The 24,484-nt window shown below is 40.6% G+C and carries 21 protein-coding genes; 6 read left to right on the forward strand and 15 right to left on the reverse strand.

The genetic code is table 11. From position 1 onward, the window contains the following. Window positions 1-196: 196 nt before the first annotated feature. The 3 genes from JXR81_05780 to JXR81_05790 all read right to left on the reverse strand — a co-directional run bounded on the left by JXR81_05780 (window position 197) and on the right by JXR81_05790 (window position 4,339). Window positions 197-1,201 carry a DUF2804 domain-containing protein gene (locus tag JXR81_05780; GenBank protein ID MBN2754363.1) on the reverse strand — a complete coding sequence of 335 codons (1,005 nt, stop codon included), beginning with the start codon at window positions 1,199-1,201 and terminating at the stop codon, window positions 197-199. 23 nt (window positions 1,202-1,224) lie between these two features. Then, window positions 1,225-2,067, reverse strand: a complete 843-nt coding sequence (locus tag JXR81_05785) for an alpha/beta fold hydrolase (GenBank protein ID MBN2754364.1) — start codon at window positions 2,065-2,067, stop codon at window positions 1,225-1,227. A 460-nt stretch (window positions 2,068-2,527) separates the two neighbouring features. Continuing rightward, window positions 2,528-4,339, reverse strand: a complete 1,812-nt coding sequence (locus tag JXR81_05790) for an ATP-binding cassette domain-containing protein (protein ID MBN2754365.1) — start codon at window positions 4,337-4,339, stop codon at window positions 2,528-2,530. 151 nt (window positions 4,340-4,490) lie between these two features. On the opposite strand from JXR81_05790, the gene rlmD reads away from it, so the two are divergent. Together rlmD and JXR81_05800 are read left to right on the forward strand one after the other, a co-directional pair. Next, on the forward strand, window positions 4,491-5,930 hold the full coding sequence (gene rlmD, locus JXR81_05795; protein ID MBN2754366.1) for a 23S rRNA (uracil(1939)-C(5))-methyltransferase RlmD: 1,440 nt from the start codon (window positions 4,491-4,493) through the stop codon (window positions 5,928-5,930). A 162-nt stretch (window positions 5,931-6,092) separates the two neighbouring features. After that, window positions 6,093-6,944, forward strand: a complete 852-nt coding sequence (locus tag JXR81_05800; GenBank protein ID MBN2754367.1) for an SDR family NAD(P)-dependent oxidoreductase — start codon at window positions 6,093-6,095, stop codon at window positions 6,942-6,944. Here the strand turns inward: JXR81_05800 and JXR81_05805 are convergent. The 10 genes from JXR81_05805 to JXR81_05850 form a co-directional block, all read right to left on the reverse strand. Then, entirely contained in the window at window positions 6,941-9,304 is a 2,364-nt protein-coding gene (locus JXR81_05805) for a transporter substrate-binding domain-containing protein (GenBank protein MBN2754368.1), read from the reverse strand. The genes JXR81_05800 and JXR81_05805 overlap by 4 nt on opposite strands. Window positions 9,305-9,530: 226 nt before the next feature. Continuing rightward, window positions 9,531-9,926 (reverse strand): response regulator, encoded by a 396-nt coding sequence (locus JXR81_05810; protein MBN2754369.1) that lies wholly within the window; start codon window positions 9,924-9,926, stop codon window positions 9,531-9,533. Continuing rightward, window positions 9,898-10,989, reverse strand: coding sequence for a PAS domain S-box protein (locus JXR81_05815; protein ID MBN2754370.1), 1,092 nt, complete (start codon window positions 10,987-10,989; stop codon window positions 9,898-9,900). Before JXR81_05815 ends, JXR81_05810 begins: the two co-directional genes overlap by 29 nt. 137 nt (window positions 10,990-11,126) lie before the next feature. Beyond that, window positions 11,127-11,432 carry an amphi-Trp domain-containing protein gene (locus JXR81_05820; GenBank protein MBN2754371.1) on the reverse strand — a complete coding sequence of 102 codons (306 nt, stop codon included), beginning with the start codon at window positions 11,430-11,432 and terminating at the stop codon, window positions 11,127-11,129. Between the two features lie 13 nt (window positions 11,433-11,445). Further along, window positions 11,446-11,712 carry an amphi-Trp domain-containing protein gene (locus JXR81_05825; GenBank protein MBN2754372.1) on the reverse strand — a complete coding sequence of 89 codons (267 nt, stop codon included), beginning with the start codon at window positions 11,710-11,712 and terminating at the stop codon, window positions 11,446-11,448. A gap of 7 nt (window positions 11,713-11,719) precedes the next feature. Then, window positions 11,720-12,820 (reverse strand): HprK-related kinase B, encoded by a 1,101-nt coding sequence (locus JXR81_05830; protein MBN2754373.1) that lies wholly within the window; start codon window positions 12,818-12,820, stop codon window positions 11,720-11,722. Next, window positions 12,817-13,698, reverse strand: coding sequence for a GAK system ATP-grasp enzyme (locus JXR81_05835; GenBank protein MBN2754374.1), 882 nt, complete (start codon window positions 13,696-13,698; stop codon window positions 12,817-12,819). Before JXR81_05835 ends, JXR81_05830 begins: the two co-directional genes overlap by 4 nt. Before the next feature lie 2 nt (window positions 13,699-13,700). Next, window positions 13,701-15,350 (reverse strand): phosphotransferase, encoded by a 1,650-nt coding sequence (locus JXR81_05840; GenBank protein MBN2754375.1) that lies wholly within the window; start codon window positions 15,348-15,350, stop codon window positions 13,701-13,703. Next, window positions 15,347-15,640: an amphi-Trp domain-containing protein gene (locus JXR81_05845; protein MBN2754376.1), complete on the reverse strand. Its 294-nt coding sequence runs from the start codon at window positions 15,638-15,640 to the stop codon at window positions 15,347-15,349. Before JXR81_05845 ends, JXR81_05840 begins: the two co-directional genes overlap by 4 nt. A gap of 13 nt (window positions 15,641-15,653) precedes the next feature. After that, window positions 15,654-16,817 carry a hypothetical protein gene (locus JXR81_05850; GenBank protein ID MBN2754377.1) on the reverse strand — a complete coding sequence of 388 codons (1,164 nt, stop codon included), beginning with the start codon at window positions 16,815-16,817 and terminating at the stop codon, window positions 15,654-15,656. A 170-nt stretch (window positions 16,818-16,987) separates the two neighbouring features. On the opposite strand from JXR81_05850, the gene JXR81_05855 reads away from it, so the two are divergent. Continuing rightward, window positions 16,988-19,396 carry a glycosyltransferase gene (locus JXR81_05855; protein ID MBN2754378.1) on the forward strand — a complete coding sequence of 803 codons (2,409 nt, stop codon included), beginning with the start codon at window positions 16,988-16,990 and terminating at the stop codon, window positions 19,394-19,396. On the opposite strand, the gene JXR81_05860 is transcribed toward JXR81_05855, so the two are convergent. Next, window positions 19,377-20,000 (reverse strand): GAF domain-containing protein, encoded by a 624-nt coding sequence (locus tag JXR81_05860; GenBank protein MBN2754379.1) that lies wholly within the window; start codon window positions 19,998-20,000, stop codon window positions 19,377-19,379. The two genes, JXR81_05855 and JXR81_05860, sit on opposite strands and share 20 nt — an antisense overlap. Beyond that, on the reverse strand, window positions 19,990-21,561 hold the full coding sequence (locus tag JXR81_05865; GenBank protein MBN2754380.1) for an Hpt domain-containing protein: 1,572 nt from the start codon (window positions 21,559-21,561) through the stop codon (window positions 19,990-19,992). The genes JXR81_05860 and JXR81_05865 overlap by 11 nt, the downstream gene beginning before the upstream one ends. A gap of 160 nt (window positions 21,562-21,721) precedes the next feature. Here JXR81_05865 and JXR81_05870 point away from each other — a divergent pair, with 160 nt between their 5' ends. The 3 genes from JXR81_05870 to JXR81_05880 are packed head-to-tail and all read left to right on the forward strand — an operon-like array spanning window position 21,722 to window position 24,483. Beyond that, window positions 21,722-22,138: a chemotaxis protein CheW gene (locus JXR81_05870; GenBank protein MBN2754381.1), complete on the forward strand. Its 417-nt coding sequence runs from the start codon at window positions 21,722-21,724 to the stop codon at window positions 22,136-22,138. A 25-nt stretch (window positions 22,139-22,163) separates the two neighbouring features. Continuing rightward, window positions 22,164-24,098, forward strand: coding sequence for a hypothetical protein (locus JXR81_05875; protein ID MBN2754382.1), 1,935 nt, complete (start codon window positions 22,164-22,166; stop codon window positions 24,096-24,098). Further along, window positions 24,091-24,483: a response regulator gene (locus tag JXR81_05880; GenBank protein ID MBN2754383.1), complete on the forward strand. Its 393-nt coding sequence runs from the start codon at window positions 24,091-24,093 to the stop codon at window positions 24,481-24,483. The genes JXR81_05875 and JXR81_05880 overlap by 8 nt, the downstream gene beginning before the upstream one ends. Window position 24,484: the final 1 nt, after the last annotated feature.

Genomic DNA, 24,484 nt, shown 5'->3' on the forward strand with positions numbered 1-24,484 from the left:
AATACCAATTTGCGGCGCGCCCTGAAAAAATATACCCAACCCTGCAGGGCGGCCTGGAAGAAAAATCGCGAGGGACGGATGCACAGAGGGACAGAGGGACGGAAGTAAAACTAAATACTTCAATTAAACTTTCTGACATCATGATAGTTTATGGTCTATTTATGGGATATGGGATAATAATCTATGGGTTAAAAACTCACCATTTTGCTTCGTGTTTTTCTGTTACGCCGTACGCTTCTTTGATAATATATTTCTTTTTTCCGTCCTTTATATATCCTGAAAATCTGCCAAACGGCTGGGTATAAACGCTTTTTATTAAAAGGACATTGATATTGGCAGCCCTTTGCCCTTCCGGTTTAAACACAATATTTACGTTTTTATTTTCCACTTTCCACTCTTTCATCATATCTTTTTCATCGTAGCAAAAATTTGTTATTCCGGCGTCAAACCGCCTGCCGTTAATCCAGAACGCGTTTTCAGAGTGTCCGTTTTTATTTATGCCGCGGGAAAAATTAAAGCTGATATTATTACCTTTTGTGTCCGTTCCGCACCCTGACGCCCAGTCCCAGACAGTACGCCTTTGTAAAACGCCAAACGAAAAATCCATACTGCCGGCAGGTATGGGTTTATCAATGACATATACCATCCCCTCAATGTTCATAGCACCCTTAACCTTCATTCCGCATTCTTTCATTGTATAGTTAAAGCCTTGATTACCTTCCATTGTCACAAGATTTAAGCTGTCCGCAAAGCGCGTAAACGTTATGTCAATTTTAGCTTTTTTATGAATTTCGCATTTAACCAAAGCCTCTTTTGCGGTTAATATAACCTTCGCGTCAGCCCTTGAATTTCTAAATTTAAATTCCCCATCAGACGCGCTTCCCGTAAATTTTGTATTTAACGCGAACGGGACAAGAAAATCATATTTTTTTATGCTTTTATCTTTTCTGTCAAAAACATACAGGAATAATTCAGAAAGATATCCGGCGTGGACAATTGCCATGCCAAAAATAAGATCTTTACAGTATATTCCGGTAAACAGCCATCTTTTATGGCGGAAAATTTCCATTAATTTTCTTCCCAACGGCTGCATTTTAAACTTGCCCGGCAGCACATATTGATTAATATTAAGGCTTTCTATAGGCCCTTTATGAAAACCAAAAACAGGTTCTCCGTTATCACCTATTAATAAGTTTTTCATATTAACCCCCTGATACTGACCCCTTATTTTTTCCACTTTGTGTTCTGAATTCCGCCGCCTTTTTTTACAGTCTCTGTCATCCACTTATAAATATCCGCGAAAATCTTCTTTCTGTCTTTTTCTATTGTAAGCGCGTGATATGTATTTTCATATTTAATAAGGCGTTTTTCAGATTTGATTTTACCAAATATACTTTCCATTGATTTTGTGTTAATCAGATAATCCTGATCCGCTATCAGAAACAGCGCGGGTATTTTTATACTGCCGGTTTTAAACCCCGCCTTAATCTGTTTTAAGAGAATTTCCCTAAGCGGGCCTGCCGCCGCAAAACGGTGCTCTTTTTTCTCTTTTTTAAGCCACTGCAAAACCGATTTATCGTGGGTAAGCTCCTCGCTTTTAAACGGCATCGCAAAAGGCCTTTTGGGATTGATGACAGAGTTTAAAAAGATATTTAACCTGTAGCCAATACTCATCTTCATATTGTCCATATACGCAGGCGAAACTTCAATAACTCCGCTGTAATTCTGGTCATATTCAATAAGGTTAATGTGTGATATTAACCCGCCCATAGATTCGCCGATTATAAAAACAGGCGCGTTTGGATTTTCGCTTATTGCCATGGCTTTTAGCGCGGCAATGTCCCTGTAATAAACCTTAAAAGATTTCGCATAACCCGGTTCCTGCGCAAGTACACCATAACCTTTAAGTTCAACGGCATAAACCGCGATTTTTTTCGTGTTCATAAATTCAGCAAGAAATTTCCACCTGTCAGTATGCGCCCCCATTCCGTGAACCGCGATGATGACCGCTTTAGGTTTTTTTACCCCCCACTTCCTGAAATAAATCCCGTTTTTTTCTTCAGGCATAGCACCCTCCAGGGAATGTATTTGTTTCCATAATTATTATAACATAAATTATAAAGACTGCGGCTCAGCGGCTCGGCAGATAGGCGGATCATAATACAATCGAACTGCAGTAACAAACAAATAAGGGTTATGTGTGTTTTTTTAGAAGCGCCGCGCAAGTTTACTATATATGCGGCAGGACGGATTTAATGCCACGACGGCAGATTCGGATGTTGCGCGAGCCCCCGATTGCCAATGACGTTAACCTCTCTGATGATTTCAAGCTTGTTTGGATGCAAGAATACCAATTCGCGGCGTGAACTAAAAAAATACACATAACCCTTATTAAAGATGTCCCCGCTTCTTTCGCTCATATATTCGCTTCATCGCGTGGATTTCCGCTCGCAAGCTCGCTCCAACCGCGGGCTGAAGACCCGCGTCTACCAAAACAAAATCAAAATAATTTAAACTGCAAAAAAACCTAGGCCTGTTCTTCGGCTTTTAGCTTTGATGTTATTTTATCCATCTCTTCTATCATAACTTCAAGTTCCCTGTACCCGTTGTCCATTTTTTTGCGGAACTCGTCATATTCGGCTTTTAACTGCTGAATTATGTCTTTTTCACCGTTGGTATAGGCGTCAGCCAGTTTTATGTTAAGCGCTTCCATAAACTCTTCATTTTCATCTATCTTTTTCTCCGCTTCGGTTATCTTTGCCGCGATTCTCTTATGCTGTTTTTCCAGCTCTTCGCGCGTGCTTTTCTGCTTTATGCTGTCTTTTTCAACTCTCTGTTTCTTTGGTTTCTTTTCGTCTTCTTCCCATCCTTCTTTATCAAGAAACTCCTGATATGACCCTTCAAAAACAGAAACTTTATCCCTGTTAAAAACAATAAGCCTGTTGGCAAGGTGGTGCAGAAAAAGCTCGCTGTGCGTTACTATGATAACAGCGCCGTCAAAGTTATCCAGCGCCAGCACCATAGAATCGCACGACTCTATGTCAAGATGGTTTGTTGGTTCGTCAAGCAATAATATATTCGCGGGGTTAAGCAGAATTTTACCCAGCGATACGCGGCTTTTTTCCCCGCCGGAAAGTACGGATATCTGTTTTAACGCAAGGTCGCCGGAAAACATCATAGCGCCGCAGACCTTTCTTACTTCGCTGTATTTTAAATCCGGCCTTACTTTTGAAAGTTCCCTTTCAATTGTAAGCGACGAATCAAGCCTTTCTATATTGGTCTGCCCAAAATACCCGGCACTGGCTTCAGGATGTAATTTTACGGTTCCTTCTTTTGGCTCCAACTCGCCCACTAAAAGGCGCAGTAAAGTGGACTTTCCTTTGCCGTTTTTTCCAATGACGCATATCCTGTCCCTTTTTTCCACGTCAATTGAAAGGTCTTCTATAAGCATCCTGTCATCTGTATATCCAAAAGAAAGGTTCTTTACCCTTAAGGGCATCTTAGCTTCAAAATTTTTGTAATTGAACTTAAAGCCAAGCTCCTGGATGTTTGAAAGTTCGTCCTTTTTTTCCATTTTATCAAGCGCTTTAATACGCGACTGTACCATGGAAGCGCGGGTGGCCTGCGCGCGGAAACGGTTTATAAAATCTTCCGCTTCTTTTCTTATCTTCTGTTCTTTCATCCTTGTAATTTCATAAATTTCCTCTTCGGCGGCTATCTGGCTGAAAAGTTTTTCTGTGGGCCCCTGAATTTTCTTTATCTTGTTCCTGTGTATCGCCATTGTGTGCGTGGTGACAGTATCCATAAATTCCCTGTCGTGGGTGATTATTAAAAGTTCATTTTCCCTGCGCTGCAGAAACTTTGCCAGCCAGCGGATGGATATGATATCCAGATAGTTTGTAGGCTCGTCAAGCATTAAAAGGTGCGGTTCTGCAAGAAGCACTTTGGCAAGATTTAAACGCACCTGAAACCCGCCGGAAAATTCCGCCGGCGACCTTAACTGGTCGTCTTCAGAGAATCCAAGTCCGGACAGCATTTTTTCCGCCTTCCATACCTGGTCTTTTTCATCCTCGCTTAAACCAAGGCATGCTTCCAAAAGCACGGTTGGCTGGGTAAAATCAAGGTGCTGCTTTAAATAACCTATAGTGTAATTCTTGGGTAACGAAAGCGTGCCGCTGTCCGGTTTAAGTTCTCCGGAAATAAGTTTAAACAGCGAGGTCTTGCCGGAGCCGTTTCTGCCCACAAGGCCGATACGCTCCCCGCTGTGAATATTAAACGTTACATCGTCCAATATCATCTGTTCGCCGAATTCCAAAGTCAAATTGTTTACCTGAAGCATTTATGCCTTACCTCTTTTTTTAATATTCTTAAACCTTTAATAAGCCAATATAATAACATTTTTTAACCCCTATTTCCATACCCTTGAAACCCGGCGCGCCCGCTGTTTTCGGCGCTTCCAATTTTACCTGTCATGCTGTATTATATCAGCCATGATAAAAAAAGACAGGCGTCCTAAAAAGCACTTACAGGCAAAACACGGCAATAACAGGCAGCCATCGGCGCGCCCCGCGCAGCCGTCCGTCACATCTGCCGCGCGCAGGGATATTACCCTTACAATTGACGGCTTTGCCTATGGCGGCGACGGAATCGCGCGCTTTGAAAACAGCACGGTTTATGTCCCGTACGCGCTTCCGGGCAGCACAATTACCGCCAGAATAACAGAAGAAAAAAATAAAGTTATTCAGGCAAGAATGGTATCCGTAACAAAACAGTCGCCTTTTTACACAAAACCCGAATGCCCTTATTTTGGCGAATGCGGCGGCTGCGATTTTATGAATATGCCCTACGAAACACAGGCAAATTTTAAAATTGACATAATACAGTCCCTAATGGAAGAGACCGCCGGAATTAAAAACCCGCCTATGAAGCCTTTAATACGTTATGAAGAACCGCTTCATTACCGCAACAGGGCGGAATACAGGCCGGCGGTAATTGGAAGCAAAGTTTCACTTGGCTTTTATCGCGCGCGCAGCCACGAAGTCATAGGTATTCATGAGTGCCTGTTATTGCACCCGAAAATAAACCTGCTTGCAAAGATAATTACTGACTCTATAAACGAAAACCCGCACAGCGCGTCCATTTACAGCCCTTCAAAACATAAAGGCTACCTGCGCCACGTGACAATAAGAATAAACAGCCGCGGCGACGCGCTTATCACCTTTGTGGTAAACGGCAAAGAGCCAAAACAGTTTATCCTGCGTGCCGCTCAGGCGCTGCAGGCACAGCCCGGTATAGCGGGTATTCTTATCAACTTTAACATGGAAGAGACAAATGATGTCTTTGGTTCAAGAGAAAAAATTCTTTACGGCAGGCCGTCTATAATAGAAACCGCCGCGGGCATCTCGTTTAAACTTAATAACAGCGCCTTTTTTCAGGTAAACGCGGTTATGATGGAAAAAATGGCTGAATTTGTCGGCAAGAAAATCCCTGACAGGGCATCTGTCCTGGATTTGTACGGCGGTGTCGGCGCGCTTACCCTTCCGTCGCATAAAAAATTCAGGGACATAACCGTAATTGAAGCAGACAGGGACGCTGCCCAGAACCTGCGCGAAATAATCAAATGGAATAAGATATCACACGTAAACATAATTACAAGCAAAGTGGAAGACACAATAGACAGGGTTCTGGAAGACAAATCCTTTGACGCCGCGGTAATTGACCCGCCGCGTTCAGGGATGCACCCGCGCGTAATAAGCGCGATTAAGGCAGCCAAAATAGGAACGCTTATTTATATTTCCTGCAACCCTTCAAGTTTTGCCCGCGATATAGCGGATTTAAAATCGCATTACCACCTTGATGAAATGACGCCTTTGGACCAATTTGCCCAGACATACCACACGGAAATAATGGCGAGGCTAAGCATTATATAAAACATAGCTATTCAGCTGATTAAGCAATTAAGCTATAGCGGAGCCTTTGCTTTATCTTTCGCTCTTGCCGGCCTTCTAAGCATCTAACCTTCCAACCATCTGCTTTTCACGCATTTGTTTTTTCCATTGCATACTGTACAATTAGTATTGCAGGGGGTGTATATGGAAAAACAGCTTGTTGTAATTACAGGGTGTGATTCAGGTATAGGAAAAAGCCTTTGTGAAACATATCTGAAAAATGGTTACGCAGTGGCTGCTTCTTTTCTTTATAATTCCACGATAAATTCCTCCCATGACTTTTTTCAGAAAAAAATGGATCTCAGGCTTACCGAAGATATAAAAGCTTTTTATAATTTTGCCCTGTCAATACTGCAAAAAGGCTTCAGCCTTTCTCATTTTATCAATAACGCGGGGGTGGCCGTGTTTGGCCCGGCGGAAAACCTTCCGATTGCCGCCTACAGGGAAACATTTGACATAAATTACTTTGGTATGGTGGCCCTTGTAAAAGATTTCATCCCGCATCTTATTTCATCCCGCGGAACTATAATAGTAATAGGATCCACCGCCGGAAAAGTTGCCACCCCGTTTTCTTCCCCTTACTGCTCATCTAAATTTGCCGTTGAAGGTTTTTGCGACTCTTTGAGAAGGGAACTTATACCTCACAGAATAAAAACAATCCTTATTGAACCGGCAGGAATTCAAACGCCTATCTGGAAAACAGGGTGGGAAAATGCCAGGCAGAAGTATTTCCGGCACTTTGACAAAAAATACCTTAAATCTTTTGAGATAATGGAAAAAAAGGTGATATTAAATCCCGCGGGAAGGCTTTCGCAGGAAAAATGCGCGGAAAAAATATACCGCATATCTTTAAAAAAACACCCGAAAGCAAGATATATGATAGCAAAAAATTATCTGACAGAGTGGCTTAAACTTCACGTACCTTCGCCGATAATTGATTTTGCCCTGCCAAAAATACTTGGAATGGATTATGGAAAAAAGAAGCCGCAGATTTAATCAGCCGGAACAGTAAAATAAAAAGCGGCGCCTTCGTTTACGCGTGAACTTACCCATATTTTTCCTTTGTGCTGGGTTACTATTTTTCTGCAGACTGCAAGCCCTATTCCCGTGCCTTCATATTCATCCCGGCTGTGCAGTTTTTCAAATATTTCAAATATTTTTTCCTTATACTCTTCTTCTATTCCTATGCCGTTGTCTTTTACGCAGAACTCCCACTCATTTCCCTTTTTCTCCGCGGAAATTGTAATTTCGGGTTCTTTAACATTTCTTGTAAATTTAACCGCGTTGCCTGTAAGATTTTCCATAAGCCTTAACATCTGCGTTTTTGCCGCGCGTATAACCGGAAGATTTCCTTTGCTTATTTTTATATTAGACTCCTGTATGGCCGCGTTCATATCCATAATACAGGTCTGTACAACTTCATTCATATCCACGTCCGTAAAAGGCTCTGCTTTGCTTTTATTGCCAACCCTTGAATATTCCAGAAGGTCTTTAATAAGCTGCCTTAACCTTAAGGCCCCGTTCATTATATTATCCAGGTATTCTTTTCCTTCCGCGTTTATGTCCGTGCCGTACTTTTTAATAAGCAGCTCCGAATATATATATATCATACGCAGCGGTTCCTGCAGGTCATGCGACGCCACATACGCGAATTTTTCAAGTTCTTCATTTGATTTTAAAAGCTCTTCCACTGTAATCTCAAGTTTCTTCTGCGCTTCTATTACCTGTGATATATCAATAATGTTTATAAGGGTTGCCGCAGAATTTTCAAACATTATATCTTTCTTATTAACCGCCACCCACGTTGCTTCACCTTTATTATCCCTTAATATCAAATTACATGTAATCTCATGACGGCACTCTTTAAACCGTTCTTCAGTAACCACTCCATTTTCATCCTGTAGTTTTGCCAGAAAACCGCCAAGCGTAAGCATCTGCGCCTCTTTATAATCAATGGCTGAAAGGTCACAAAAACCTTTGTTCGCGAAGACCACCTTACCTTCCTTCACTATAACAATTCCCATCATCTGCTGTTCAGCAAGGCTCCTGAATTTTTCTTCAGACACCTTTACCGCTTCCAGTGCCGTAAAAATATCCGTTATATCCCTTGCTTCTATCACAATCATTTCAACCCTGCCGTCCCTTCCCATTACAGGGGAAATTGATACATCCGCTTTTATTTCCCTGCCGTCAGAAAAACGGATACTTGTTTCATATCTGAATATTTTCCCCTTAGAAGCTTCCTCTACGCCATACTTCAGCTGTTTATTGTCAGCCTCATTGATATACCGCCACGGAACATCCCAGATTTTTATACCTTTGACATTTTCAAAAGAACCGGAAAATATATCAAAAGACCTTTTATTGGCATCAATTATACTTCCATCCGCGGTCAGCAGCCCGACAAAATCAAAAGAGGATTCAAATATGGCTTTAAAACGGTTTTCGCTTAATCTCAACTCATCAAGAGTAATCTTAATTTCTTTTGTCTTTTTATCAACTTCATTCTTTAAGGACTTATTCCAGACAAAAAGCACCATGAAAACAAAGAAACTTAAAGCCACAAAAATCGACAAAAAAAGTATCAATTCCCTTCTGCTGATTATTTCCGCGCCGCGCCAGGCAACATCTGTTTTTTTATATTCTTCCGCGCTTATCGCGTTAAAACCTTTTTCAACAACAGCCAGCAGTTCCGTCCGGTTTTTATTCACAGCCCTGTGAAAGGCCCCTGTATAAAGGTTCATACTGTACTTAAAATCATCCTCTATTTTTCTTTTATTCAGATAATATATCGCCGGCGGCTTGTCCACGCAGAAAACTTTTATCATACCCGCGGCGGCTTCGGCAATAATCTCCGCGTAATCGCTGTATTCTGTCATTTCCGTTATGCCGTTCTTTTTAAGCACCTCAATGCAGGCATCATTCGTTTTTACGCCTATTTTAAACCCATGAAGCGACTCTATATCACGGATACCGGATATATCTTTATGAAAAAACACGGGAACCTCTATAACAGCGTACGGATGGGTAAACAGGTACTTTTTCTGCCTTTCCGGAGTTTTAAAAATTGAATCTATAACATCCGCCTTGCCTGTATCCATTTTTTCAAACGCGCTGCTCCACTGCAGCCCTTCAATATTTACCTTTATACCCGTCTTTTTCTCCCAAAGTTTCCAGTGGTCTATTGAAATACCGACAAGTTCGCCGTTTTTTTCGCGAAAAGAATAGGGGGGATAATTGTCATCAATTACAACATTAATTTCAGATATTGTCCCGGCAGGCATTATATAGACAGGAAAAAATAAAATTAAAACAAAAAAAATCACCAGTACGCGTGCAGTCCCTGTTTTCCCCATTTTTACCCTCTTAGCACTCGTGTTTGTCATCTTACAAAAAAGGCGGTTTGGAAAAATCCGGTGGGGTTAATTTTATTCGGGCTTCAAACCCGTCCCGCGGATTGTGTCCAAACCACCCGCCCTGTTCCTGATTTCCCGGTATTGGATCCACAATCATTATACACAATAAAAGGGGGGAAAACAAATTTTCATTATAAAAAAACCGCTCTGTTTTCTAAGTGAAAAATTACCGCTTAATTTTTTCCCTGATACTGACTTTCGAAAAAACAGTCTCTATTTTTTTCAGCAGAACTGCCGCGGAGAAAGGCTTTATTATATAACTGTCCGCGCCGGCATTAAATCCATTTTCAACATCAGTTACCTGCCCTCTTGCGGTTAAAAACATAACCGGAACTTTTCGCAGGCTGCTTTTTGACCTTATAACCCTGCACGCGGTTATTCCATCCATTACAGGCATCATTATATCCAGTATAATAAGATCAGGAACATTTTTTTCAGCCGTTTCAACGGCTTTTTTCCCGTTCTCCACGGCTTTTACATCATAGTAAGGAGAAAGCGTTTCTACGATGGCACACATTACGGAAGATTCATCTTCAGCCAGTAAAATTTTTTTCCTTTCCATTTTCTGTCACCTCTTTTGTATTTTCTTTTTTAGGAAGGAATACACAAAATTCGCTTCCTTTTTCTTCTTCGCTTTTTACAGTTATCCTGCCGCCGTGCAGGTCTATTATGCGCTTTGTTATTGAAAGCCCTATGCCTGCCCCTCCCGCAGAGGACTTAATTTTACTGTCCTGCACCCTGTAGAACTTATCAAAAATTTTCTTTAAATTTTCCGAAGATATTCCTATGCCTTCATCAGATACCGAAAAAAATGATTCCTCCGCTGATTCACCCGCCTTTATTGTAATACTTCCCCCTTCAGGCGAATATTTTACGGCATTTGAGATAAGGTTGATTAAAACCTGTGATATTTTATCCCTGTCCGCGAAAACTTTTACAGGCACCGGACAATCACATATTATTTTATGCCTGCCCGCAGACGCTGAAAATGTGTTCTTAACTTCACAAATTATGCTTATAAGGTCATTATGCTCGCGTGATAAAGGTATTTCTTTACCTGCTTCCAGCCTTGACAGGTCAAGCACATCTCCAATAAGCGCGCCAAGCCTTTTTATCTCCCGGTTAATGATAAGTGAATACTCCCTTGCTTTTTCAATCCCGCACTTTCCCCCGCTTATCAGCTCGCTGTAAACCTGAATAGGAGTCAAAGGAGTCCTTAACTCATGTGAAACCATATTTAAAAATTCCGACTGCATTTCTTCAAGTTTCTTTTTTTCAGTGATATCCCTTAAAACAGCAACACATCCCGGACGCCCGCCCCCATTTTCCTTTATTGGAACAAGTATAACGGCATAATAAAACAAAATTCCGGATCTTTTTATCTCTATTTCAATCTTTTTTCTTTTATTACTGCGTATCACCTTTATAAGGCTGTCTTTTAATTGTGACGGCGTAAGCGTTTCAAAAAACACTTCGGCAGTTATTCCATTTTTAGCTCCAAAAAGCTGCTGGGCGGCCCTGTTTAAAAAAACACCTTTTATTTCATCATCTACAGCAACAACAGCGTCTTCCATACTTTGAAGAATTGTTTCCGTCCATAAGAACGACTGCATTTCTTTATACATTTTTTACCCCTCTATTGTTTTTTACACAGTTATAATGGCTTATTACTGTTAATAAAAAGCAAATATACCGATAAAATACCGTTATTATTTAAAAATAAAAAAAGCGCCCTTGTATAAAGAGCGCTTTTTTATTTGCTTTATTCTTTTTCCGTGCCATACCCCGCAGGCCCTTTTGAAGAAATAACAACCTGTTCCGGTTCTTCTTCTTTTTCTTCTTTTGTGTTTTTCCCCCAAAAAAGATCTATTGATATTTTTTCTTTTGATTTTTTCTGTTTTACATTCAGTTCAAAAAAAACATTCTTCTCGGGGTTAAGCTCCACAACTTCCTCCCCTTTCTGAACAAAAATCTTTCCTTCCTTAAGGCTTTTCACGATGCCTTCAAGATAGCCTACAGCGTCATTAAGTTCCATCAAACCTTCCATGCCAACCTCTTTTTTTTCCATACAATCCTCCGGTTCAGTTTTTATCGGGGCTTATTGTCAGGTCCTGCCCGTTTTCCTGTATCTTTTCCCACGACATTTTTATTTCAATCTTTTCGCTGTGTTTTTTACTGCAGGCTTCCACTTTAATTTCAATAATCTTTGACGGTTTAAGAACCACAATTTCCTCCGAACTTCTGATATAAATTGTTCCTGTTCTCATGCTTTTCGCAAGCTCTTCAAAATATACGGCAGCCTTTTCCATATCAACATCCCATTTTGCTTCAATTTCTTTTTTTGACATTAAATTTTCACCTCCTTTTTTCAGCGTTTGAACCTTCAATAATCTCAATAAGAATTTCGGTAGCCTCATCAAAATCCACACCTCCTGTAATCTCATAAACCGGCATGTTTTCAAACAATTTCAAATATGCTTCTTCAGTACCGTCGTACTGCATTTCTCCGCTGTACTGAATAAAAAACAGCCCTGTATCCTTCATAAAAGCCGGTAATAGATTCCTTTTTCTGTACAAATCAACTTTTTCACATTTAACCTTCTGTTCCGCTCCCCTTTTCCAGTTTAAAATCACAAGTGATTTCATCGGCGCTTCAAGTACAAACCTGTTTTTTCCAAAAACTTCATCAATCTTAACGTCATATTTATGTTCCAGCTCCCACAGTTCATCAACAGGTATTCTGAAATATTCCTCCCTTTCCTCCTCGGGAATAACATTTATCAGGGCGGAATTCCCAAGTACAGTCCCCGGATTAACCCTTGGCAGCTTAGGTATCCCTTTCATAACAATCCCGCCTTTTTCCTTAACTGCAATTACCCTGTCATTGCTTATGAATTTCATGCCCCGCCTCATCATATTAAGCGCCATTGTGGATTTTCCGGCGCCTGAAAATCCGCTTATACACATGCCGTTATTCTGATAACATATTCCTGACGCATGCATTAAAAGGCCGCCTTTTTTTAAAAGCCATTCTATATACCTGTTGTTTATAAAATTTACAATCTGATTATCATTTAACGCGCACGGCCCGACGGCAGTGCTGACATTTTTACCGGTAAGAAATACCATCCCGGTAATTATCTTTTTTATTATCCTTCCTCCCGCGATATCCGCGTACTCTTCCTTTATTTTTTTCTTGCCGGGTTCAGGCTGCTTTTTTATGAATTTAAGGTCAAAATCAGGGGCTTCACCGTCAACGGCTTTAACAACAATATCCGCGTTCAGCGCTTCATCCGTGAATTCACCGTAATAATCAGAAAGTTTTTTTAACAGATTTTCAGAATTTGATTCAACCCTGATAACACAACCGCCAAAATTAAGCGTAACAGCGCCTTTTATCCTTACCGATCTGTTTATTGTCTCATTAAACTGTTCAACACTTATGCTTTCTATCACCTCATTGCCTCCTTTAATACATAATCAGCGTATATTCCGGCGGCATCAATACCGCACGCGTCTAAAAGCCCCCTGAAACCGCCAAAAGCCGATACTTCAAAGACAAAAATCCCTTCTTTAGCTTCAACAACATCAACACATGTAAAATCAAGTTTAAAAATATCACGCGCTTTTCTTGCCAGATTTATTATTTCATCCGAAGGATTATACTTAACATACTTTCCGCCGCTGTTAATTGTAGTGTTCCACGCGCCTTCATTTTTCATCCTTGCATAAGTACCTATATATTCATCGCCTATAAACGTTATGCCAAGGTCCTTATCAGCGATGTTGATTATTTTTTGAATGTATATTATGGGATTCCCGGCTTTTATAAAATCACTTACGCATTCATCAACATTATCAGTTTCGGCATCAATAACTTTCATGCCCCTTGCCTTGGTTGAGAATAACGGCTTCAATACAGCCTTTCCAAAATCTCTTACCGCCTCTGACGCAAGCACGGCATCAGCGGTTACAAAAGTCGGAGGCATTGGAATCAAACCCTCCCTTAAAGACGCCGTACAGCTTAAGCGGCCTATCATCTGTTTCATTGTATCCGGATCTGAAAAAACTTTTACCCCGCGCCTCTTCAGCATTCCCGCCATTTCCAGCCTGTCAATACAGGCAGGGGAATACTCACTGTCTATTTTTTTTATAATTACAGCATCAAGTTCAGACAGGTCTTCACCCTTATAAAAAAGCGTGTTTTTTTCAAAATCAGCTGTAACTTGCGCCATATCAATCAGAATCACAGAACCTGTTTTAGCTTTAATGCTTTGACACATTTTTTCGGTTGACCATCCGCCCGGAATTCCAATTACACCTGTTTTTTTCACTTTTAATTACCCCAGTATTCAAGAATTCCGGAAGGCAGCCTGAAACTTTCCGGTTTTTGCGAATATTCAGCCGCTTTTTTAAGAAGATAAAACGCTTTCATATACATTGCCTTTGAAAAATCTTTGTCAAGCTGAAACCGTGTTGAAGTCATAAACGACCTTGCAAGCGCCATCGCCATTCTTAATTCAAAAGTCTTATCCTGATTTTTTGAAGCAAAATCAGACACGAACATAAAAAATTCATTTATTACAAAATCAATCTTCATCCGTATGTCGCGGTCAAAAAACGGCATCCTGTAATTTGAGACGATAAAAACAGAAGCATCCTGAACGTAATCTCCGGCGCCTGAACGGTGAAGGTCTATGTAGCTTATTTTTTTTCTGTCTGTGTCATAAATTATGTTATCAGCGTTGCAGTCCCCGTGCAGCATAACGCAAAAAGGCGCAAACAGTACATTTTCCGCTTCCATGGCTTTTTTTAGAACTTCTTCATGTGACATTGTTTCCATCCTGCCTATTACGCTTTTTCCTTTTTTAAATTCCGGATGAACAGCATAAACATCTTCCAGCCTGTCCATCAGCTGTTTAATAAAACATCCTTTTACGGGCCGGGTTTCTTTTGTGGACTGCCATATACCGCCCATTTTTTCTGTCATCGCATTTAAAGACTCTTTAACAGCAGGCATCTGCCCGTTTATTATTATGTCTTTAATCGTGGAACCTTTGATATATTCCAGAACAATGGACGCATTCCTGCCATTCTTATTAAAATTAAGCACCGCAGGCGCAATTCCCGGCATTATTTTCTGCCACTTTTCAATACTCTCTTTTTCTTTCTCTATTTTCAAAGCAATACCTTCTTTAAAAATAACCCCTTTGGTGTTTCCGCCGTTTTTTTCAAATACTTTTCTTATGGTATTGCCGGATTTTGTTTCGCCTACAGATTCCATCATCATATTTTCATCTTCACTATTGTGCCGAAGCGCTTCAAACTGATGAATTTTTATCCGTTCCCCGAATACAACGGAAATAACAGCCTCTCCTATATTTAAAATACAATCCCCGACACGTTCCAGATGCTGAAAAATAAAAAGCGCGGTTATGCTGTTTTCCGCGGACCCGCCTGATTTTAATCCGGTAATAATATCGTTTAGCGTGCTGGCATAAAGCACGTCAATTTCAGACTCCGCTTTACATATTTTCATCGCAAGATTAACATCTTTTTTTTTCAGAGCCTTCACTATTAAATTGATTGCCGGTATAATCACTTCAAAATAATCACTATGATTAAAGTTCTTCATGAACTGCTTGTCTATAAGGTATTTTACCTGCCTGGAAATGTTTACGGCGTGGTCAGCAATATGTTCAAGGTTAGCACTTATGACAACGGCAGCCCTTACATAATCTATCTCGTTTCTGGAAATCTCCTTATTTTCTTCAAGATACGTGCCGCTTTTGCTTTCAATCGCGTTCTTCATATTATCAATACAGTCATCTTTAGCCTGGATACGTTCCGATAATTTAAGGCATTCTTCCGGCGAATCAAGGACACGGCACGCGTCCTGCAGCTGTTTTACCACTTCAATTGACAAAAACTGAAGTGTTTCTTCAAACCCTTTTAAATCTTCATGCGCTTTTTTCACGGTTCTCATTTTCTTGCTTCTTCTCTGCTTTCAATGACAAGCGTATCTGTTTTAAAATTCCCGGGATTTTCGCCGTTTTTCCACCAGCACTTTAACGACAGTTTTATACTTCTGCCTTTTCTTCTGGCCCGTACCTCTAAATTTAACAGCTCTGCCGGTTCCAGTATTATTTTTTTATCGCCGCTGCCCAGTATAATTTTGCCCTGCATAAAACCATCTTTTAACGCGTCAAGGTATTTAATCAGCGATTCTTTATCCTGAAGCGATTCATATTCAAACTCGTCTTTCACCGTGCTCATTTAACACCTCCGCTTAAAGCCTGTTTTTATACTCTTTAATTGTTTTCTCTTTTGAAAAACCGCATTTTTTCAGCGCATTTTGTATTTCCGGTTCTTTCCATGCCGGCTGAAACCCTATCTCCCTTTTTGATTTTTCCGCTTCCTGAAGCTCCTTGGGGCGTACTTTTTCCCCAAGATGCGTGTCATCTCCCATAAATACCAGTTTTCTTCTTTTTGATTTATTATTAGCGGTTACATTAATAAGAAATTCCGTGAATTCTCTTGACTGCGGATTCCACACTTCAAAACCGTCAATATCATAATCAGCCAGCAGTATAGGCCAGAATTGCTCCGGGTGAGGGACAACTATTCCCGCCCCCGCCACCCTTGCTTCTTCAATCACTTCATGCGTGTTAAAAAAGTAATCATGGCTGAATCCTTTTTTCACTTCTTCCTTCACGGCTTTAAGAAACAACTGGCACATGTCTATAACTCTCGCGTCATATACATTCCGAAGCTCATCAAAAAAATTCCTGATAAGTTTGTTTTTAATAATACCCGGCAGTATAAATTTTTCATTCTGCCTGAAAAGGGCCGCAAACTTTTTCGCGTATATTACCGTAAATTCAACAAGTTCCGCCGGTACCCCTGTTGCTTCAGCGGCAGTTTTTTTAATCTTTTTTTCTGCGGGCGACATTCCGTTTAACGCGTTTAAAAACTCATACATCTGGCTTGAACGGTATAAAAAGGTGTGTGATATCATTGATACAAGTTTCGCCGCCTTTTCAGATTTAAAACCCTTAAAATGCAGAAGCAGCTGGACTTTCCTGTTGAATTCCGGAGAAAAACAGTCAACTTCAACCCCGGAAAAACCCTCAAGTTCAAGTATTTCGTTATGCTGCGTCGGAATAATAAGGCTGTCTGCCGCATTCGGAAAAGACGCTTTTACCCTTCTTAAAGCAAGGTCAACAGGTACAAATTCCGGATGCCAGTGAACGGCAAGCACAGCAGTTTCTTTAGTGTCAACTAATTCCGGTAAAATCAGTTCTTTTTCTTTTTCAGGGCTGATTCCGCAAAATATAACTTTTCTTAAATATTCCGCGTCCTTATCCGTAACTTCCCGCGGAATATCGCTGATTTCACGGATAGCGCCGCCGCTTTCGCGCCGGCTGATTCCTTTAACTTTAATTTTATTCATCTATTCTCCTCAATTGTCTTTATCAGAGAGATTATGCCCTGTGTTTGTGAAAATCCATTAAAGTATTTATTAACTTTCTATAAAGCGCCCTTAACAAAATAATAACCCTGTCTTAATCGTAAATACCCTCTAATATTGTTTAATTAGTCAGGTACACAAAGGAGAACATTATGAAAAAAGCAGACCTGCACGTGCATTCAAGTTTTTCAGACAGGCCTTCGGAATGGTTTCTTCAGAAACTTGGCACGGCGGAATCATACACCGCCCCTGAATTTATTTATAAAAAGTGCATGGAAGCCGGTATGGATTTTGTCACGGTAACCGATCATAACTGCATAAAGGCATCAATGATACTTAAGAAACTGCACCCGGAAAATGTTATTCCCGGGGTTGAATCCACGGTTTATTTTCCTGAAGACGGCTGTAAAATTCACCTTTTAATTTACAATCCCACGGAAAACCAGTTCGGTGAGATTGAAAACAAAAGGGAAAACATATATAAACTGCGTGATTACCTGCTCTCTGAAAATCTGGCGCATTCCGTGGCTCACGCGACTTATTCGGTAAATAACATCCTTACTCTGGAGCACCTGGAAAAGCTTATACTTTTATTTGATGTCTTTGAAGCAAGAAACGGCGCAAGAGATTCGCACAGTAATTCCGTGTGGACAGAGGTTCTTTCATCGCTTACAGAAGAACACCTGCAGCGCCTTGAAAACAAATACCGTATCAGGCCGGCAAGCCGTAACCCCTGGATTAAGGGAATGACCGGAGGCAGCGATGACCACGCGGGTATTTTTATCGGCAAAACCCACACAATTTTTCAGGCAGACAGCCCGCAGGAAGTTATAGACGCGTTACGAGATAAGCAATGCAGCGCGGGCGGCAGGCATAATAATTACTTATCTTTTGTCTTTGCGATTTATAAAATCGCATATGATTTTTCAAAGACAAAAAGCTCCGGTTCCGGCGGCAGCCTTTTCAAAAGCCTGAGCGAATTTATATTCGAAAAAGACAAACTTTCATTAAAGGACAAAATGAAAGTTAACCATATTAAAAACAACGCGAAAAAAAACGAAAACAAAGTAAATCTTCTTTTGACCAATCTGGTTGAAGAACTTGGAATGGAAAAAAATACCCCCGCGGAAAAACGTTTTGAGCTGGTTCATTCCAACGTTTCAAAAATAGCGGATACCTTTTTGACCGGCTTTTTTTCATCCCTGCAGACCGACTTTAAAAACGGGGATATAACAGCCCTTATAAAAAACATTTCAGCTTTAATCCCGGCGGGATTCCTCTCAGTTCCCTTTTTCACTTCACTGCACCACTTCAACACAAACAGGGGCCTTATTAACAGCCTGAAATCAAAATACTGCCCCAATATGCTTTCTAAAGGAAAAAGAATCCTTTGGTTTACAGACACCTATAAAGATTTAAACGGCGTATCGGTAACTTTAAATAACCTTATGTCTCACGCGCGGCAGATGAAACGTGATATCAGCGTGGTTTCCTGCGCGGAAGAATCCCCCCTTAAACTGGATTCTATTTACAGTTTCTCCGTACCTTATTATGAAGCGTGCTCTTTGAAAATTCCGTCTATGCTTATGTCGCTTAAAAAAATATATGAATATAATCCTGATGAAATCTATATTTCAACTCCGGGCCCGGTAGGGCTTCTTGGGCTTCTGGCCGCAAAAGTACTGAACATAAAAGCCACTTCCATTTATCATACGGATTTTTCGCTTCAGGCGGCTAAAATCACTTCGGATTCCGCCATTGAAACGCTTGTTGATTCATCTTTAAAATGGTTCTATTCACTCTCTGACAGCGTTCAGGTTCCGTCCCGGGAATATATAAAAACACTTAAAAACCGCGGCTATGACACTTCAAAAATGTCCGTTTTCAGGCGCGGCCTTGACACCTCTTTAATAAAACCCGTTGAAGATGCAAGGGTAAAACTAAAGGAACAGTTTGGTATTCCGGAAAACGGCCGTGTTCTTCTTTATACCGGCAGAATATCCCGCGATAAAAATCTTGATTTTTTATCAGATGTATACCGGTCATTGCTTCCTGAATTTCATGATCTTAAACTTCTGATTGCGGGTGACGGTCCATATTTGGACAATCTTCGCGCGAATACCGCCGGTTTAAAAGGAATATATTTTTTAGGCAGGCAGCCTCAGGAAAACATGCCCTTAATCTACTCTTCCGCGGATCTTTTTATGTTCCCCAGCGTCACGGACACTTTTGGAATGTCAGTGCTTGAAGCGCAGGCATGCGGAATTCCCGCAATAGTTTCCGACAAAGGCGGGCCGCAGGAAATCATCATAGATAAAGAAACTGGTTATGTCCTGCCGGTTTGTAAGGATCAGTGGGTTACAGCTGTCAGGGACTTTTTCAAAAACAGCAGTGAATTTCCCGCAGTGCACGAAATTATGAAATTTAAAGCAAGAAGAAACGTGCTTGAAAATTATTCCTGGGAAAAAATAATAAAATTAATAACCGGAACCGCGGCTGAAGATCAGGATGAAACTTCCGCATACAGCGAACAGGATGTGTTTACAGGGGTTCTTTGCTGACGCTCTGCGAAGCCAATTCAGAGACCAATAACTCCATTTCTTCGCCGAATTTGTTAATTTCATTTAACAACCTTGAATTATCAACTGCCGTAGCCGCAAATCCCGCCAGGTCAACGCACAAATCAACATCAATCTGGCTGAAAGGCTCAAGATTCCTGGTATTGTAGACTTCAAAAAAACCAAAAAATTCATCCTGTTTTCCAAGAATTGGAACTGATATAAAATTTCTGATTTTAAAAACTTTTTGAACTTCTGCCGGCATATACTGGTTTCTGTCGGTATTATTGCAAAGGTAGGGTTTTTTGGTTTCCATAACCATCCCGGATATCCCCTTGCCCCTTTGAAACTTATATTCAAGAGGAAGCACCCTTCCATTCACACCATATTTATTAAAGACCACTTTGGTTCTGTTGAACAGCGCGGCCGCCCCGGTCTGCGCGCCTGAAAGTTTTATGGAGCTTTCTATAAGCGCGTCCATTATATCGTCTATATCCAATAAACTATTAAGGTTTTTACCAAGATTTATAAGCATATGAAGCCTGTCCTGATACTCATAAGCGGAAGCAAGCATTTGCCTGTACCCGTTTACATTATTAATCTCCATTGTTCACCTCTCTTATTATTTTGACACAATCCGTTATAAGCACCGGCACGCCCTTTTTATCAAAGGCAGCGCCTGAATAATATGTTTTTTTTAAATCTATGCACTCTACCGCCGCTGTCATACAGCTTTCAGTGACAGGAATCAAATCACATTCCAGCGCGGCTTTTAACCCTTCAAACATAAGAACACAAAATATCCTGCTGTTTATATTTGACCGCCTGATGCCGCCAAATATACGCGCGGTTTCTACACATTTTATTTTTTCACATCCGGAATATATAAAATCAGAATTTTTTTCTCTGACAATGTTATTTTCAAACACGCACATCACAGAGGAAACATAAGCTTCCGGAAGAAGGAAAACCCTTCCATTTATAACAATTTTTACACCATCAATCACATTAATACTGGCCGGAAGCCTGATTATAAAAGTTGAGCCCTCTCCTTTTTTTGTCTTTAGTGTTAAATTCCCCCTTAAATCTTCAACATACTGCCTTACAACATCCAGGCCAACACCTCTTCCGGAAACCGAATCAATTCCTGAGGCAGTGGAAAATCCGGGGTGTGTTATTATCTTTAAAATCCCCGTATCATCAATAATGCTGCCCGCTTCTGCCGCTCCTGTTTTAACGGCTTTATCCATTATATCTTCGGCAGATATCCCCTTTCCGTCATCCCGGACTGAAACAAAAAAATTTCCCTCATCAGAATATGTATTTAAAGTTATTCTTCCTTCTGGGTTTTTCCCTTTTATCACCCTTTCTTCAGGTGTTTCTATTCCATGCCCTATCGCATTCCTTATAATATGCGCAAGGGGCTCGCTTATCCTTTCCGCAACACTTCTGTCAGCTTCATCAGCACCAAGATTATAAACAAAAGAAACCGTCTTGCCGGAAGCACGGCACGCTGTTAAAGCGGCATTTTCCATCTTTTTCATTACAGGAGTAAGGCTTACCATATTAATACCGCCGGCGGCTGTAAAAAGCTGCGGTAAAATATGAGACAGTTTTTCAATCTCTTTTAACATGAATATTATATCTTCGTTTTTCCTGTCTTTTACTTTTTCCGCCGCAAACTTGACTGTTTTTACACAAGCCGTTAATTTTAACACCACAGCCATTAAGGCCCTTGCTTTTTCAGGCTTTATTTTCAGATACCCTTCATTTTGCCCGTTATTGGTATTAAAATTGGTTTTTCCGTCCGGGGACGCTCCTGAAAAATTTTTCTCACCTGAAACCGAAGCCGTTTCTTTTATCATCGCGCAAAACGCGTATAATACCCCTATAAAACCGCGGGTGTTTTTAACAGCGCCTTTTCTGAGTAAATCCAGCATATTTTCAGCGTTATGCGCTGTTTTTCCAAGCACATCAAGTTCAAGCGCGAAAGCATCCCCTTTAATTGTATGAAAAATTCTGAATAATTCCCTTGTTGAATCCTGCCCTCCGTCACGTTCAAATACAGCAAGAAGTTTTTCCGCCCTGTCAATATTTTCCGCAGTTTCAAGGTAAAAATCATCTATGATGTCTTTATCTTTCTCCTGCACAAACTTTTTTTCTGTCATAAAACCCCGCTGCTGTTTATTAAACTTTTTAATTTATTTATAATGGATCAACCGTGTTAACATTTCATTTTCTTACAGTTATTAATACATTTTTTGTATATAACATAAATAAAACACCCTCTTAACAGGTAATTAACGCCGCAAAGGCATATTTATGTATATGAAAAACACAACGAAAAAACAATACGCCCTTTTTTGTTCAGGGAATATAAAGGCCGCCCTTGACGCAGGCTGCATAAAGGAAATCCTTGAAAAAATAGAGGTTTCAGAGATTCTTTTCGCGCCGGTTTCCGTAAAAGGCATAACCGGCTATAACGGCGCAATTATACCCGTATTTGACCTATCCGGATCATATTCACGCTTTCCCGGCCGGGAATCCTCCGGCAGCATAACAGCTGTAATAACCACAACAAAAGGCACTGCAGCCATACTGTTTGACAGTTTTAACGGGATGGGTACAGGAGACGATATTAAAAACACCCAAAGTTCGCCTTTTTTACAGGAAGTGATTATTAATGATTTGAATTACAGTTTTGTTGACCCTGAAATGCTTGTAAGCACCGGTTTTTTCAAATAACACACAAAACGGAGGAATTAACCAGATGCGCGCCACACTTAAAACCAGAATCACATTTTTTTTCCTTATCGTGGGTATAATACCGGCACTTCTAATAACTTACTTATCAATGCAAAGCATGGAAAAATCACTTAACAACCTTTCATATTCCAATATCATTTCCGTACACCAGATTAAACAGAGAAATGTGGAAAACTATTTCCGCAATAAAATAGAGCTGTCTTTAATGGCCTCTTCTAACCCTTCCATTCAGGCGGCGCTGCAGGAACTTTTAACGGCCCGCGCGGCGGGCCCTTTGGCATGGTATAACGCTCAAAAAAAGTCAGACACGGTATTAAGAAGCCTTAAAACCGCGTATGAATGTTATGACCTTATTTTTCTTGATTTAAAAGGAACCGTTATCTATTCCCTTGAACAAAAAGAAAACTTATCCGGAATTAATCTTACTTCAATAAAAGGGCTTTCAAATATAATCAAAAATTCAATTCCCGGCATATTCGTTCAGGATTATGTACTTTTACCTCAGATTGGCTATACCCCGTGCCTTTTCATCTGTTCACCGGTTTCATCAGGACAAAAAATATCGGGTATTTTATGCGCCATAATGACTCCCGGAGAAATAAACCGGCCCGTTCAGGAAGGTGAAATTTACAGAGATTCTGTTCAAAGCAGCGGAATAACACAAGCCGGTGCGAATGTAGGTGAAATTTATCTGATTGGAAACGATAAAAAAATGAGATCAGACTCTTTCCTTGACCCCGAATATCACTCTGTTGCGGCTTCACTTGCCGGAAATTTAAAAGAAAACGGCGTGGATACCGACCCGGCGGAATCAATTGCAGCTTATGGAAGGTCTTCTACAAAAGAAACCAAAAATTACCTTGGCATAGATGTCATTTCCAGCTACTCGCCTCTTAATATACCCATGCTTAAATGGGGAATTATAACGGAAATAGACAAAAAAAACGCTTTCCCGTTTTTGGATTCAACAAAATTTCTTATTCTTCAGATTATTATCGCAAGCGCGGCTTTAATACTTTTTATCGCGGTTATATTATCAAAATCAATTATAAAACCTATAAATAAAGTCATAAATGACCTTATCCCGCTTTCACAAAATGTCTCTAACGCTTCAACACTGGTTGAAAAAAGCTCTAAGATGCTGGCAGAAAGCGCTTCTGACCAGGCAGCGTCCCTTGAAGAGACTTCCGCCTCTTTAGAACAGCTGTCGTCCGGGGTGGATGCCAATGCCGAATCAGCAAAAAATGCTGATATTATGACAAGTAAAACCCAGGATCTTGTAAACGACATCAGCGACAGGACGAAAAAAACCCTTGATGCGATAAACAAAATCAAGAAAACTTCGGATGAAACGGCGGAAATTATCGCCACAATTAATGAAATTTCATTTCAGACCAACCTGCTGGCGGTTAATGCTTCCATTGAAGCGCGAAAAGCCGGTGAAGCCGGCAGGGGATTCGCGGCGGTGGCAGAAGAAATACGAATACTTGCGGAAAGGTCTTCAGTAGCCGCAAAGAACACAAAGAAACTGGTGGATGAAGTAAAACAGAGCGTTGAAAGCGGAGTAATGATATCCCTTCCCGCAAATGACAGTCTGAAAAAAATATCCGAAACAACAACACAATTAAAAACAATTACAGAAAATGTTTCACACTCTTCCCTGGAACAGGCTTCCGGAATAAGCCAGATTTCCTCTTTGGTATCCGAAATGGACAGAATGACACAAAAAATATCAATAAGCTCCCAGTTGTCTTCTGATGAAAGCAAACAGCTTGCAATACAGGTTAACACGCTGAACAAAACCGTTGATTTGCTTTCAGAAATTACCGGTACCAATAACATTTTACAAAAGAAATCACTTTTTCTTTCAGCGGCCGGAAACAGATTTTCCCATATTTTAAGTTTCTTTAAAAAAACGAAGGAGAAAAAAAATGATTAAAGTACTGGTAATCGACGATTCACCGATTCAGCAGAGGCTGGCAAAAATTTACCTTGCTCAGGAAGAAATGGAAACAATACACGCAAAGAACGGGAAGGAAGGCATAGAAACCGCTATAGATAACAGGCCCGACCTTATAGTACTTGATATTGAAATGCCGGAAATGGACGGCATAGAAACGCTTAGAAATCTGAAGTTGATTGAAGAAACAAAAAATATACCCGTTATGATGTGCAGTTCCCTGCGGGATGAAGAAATAGTGGTGGAATGTCTTGCCATAGGCGCCGCGGGTTATGTGTGTAAACCGCATGGGTTCAGGGGTTTCAGGGATTCAGTAAAATCAATACTCCCGGAAACAAAAATAAAAAACGGGGAACCGGCTTAAA

Source organism: Candidatus Goldiibacteriota bacterium (assembly GCA_016937715.1).
Lineage (GTDB): Bacteria > Oederibacteriota > PGYV01 > PGYV01 > PGYV01 > PGYV01.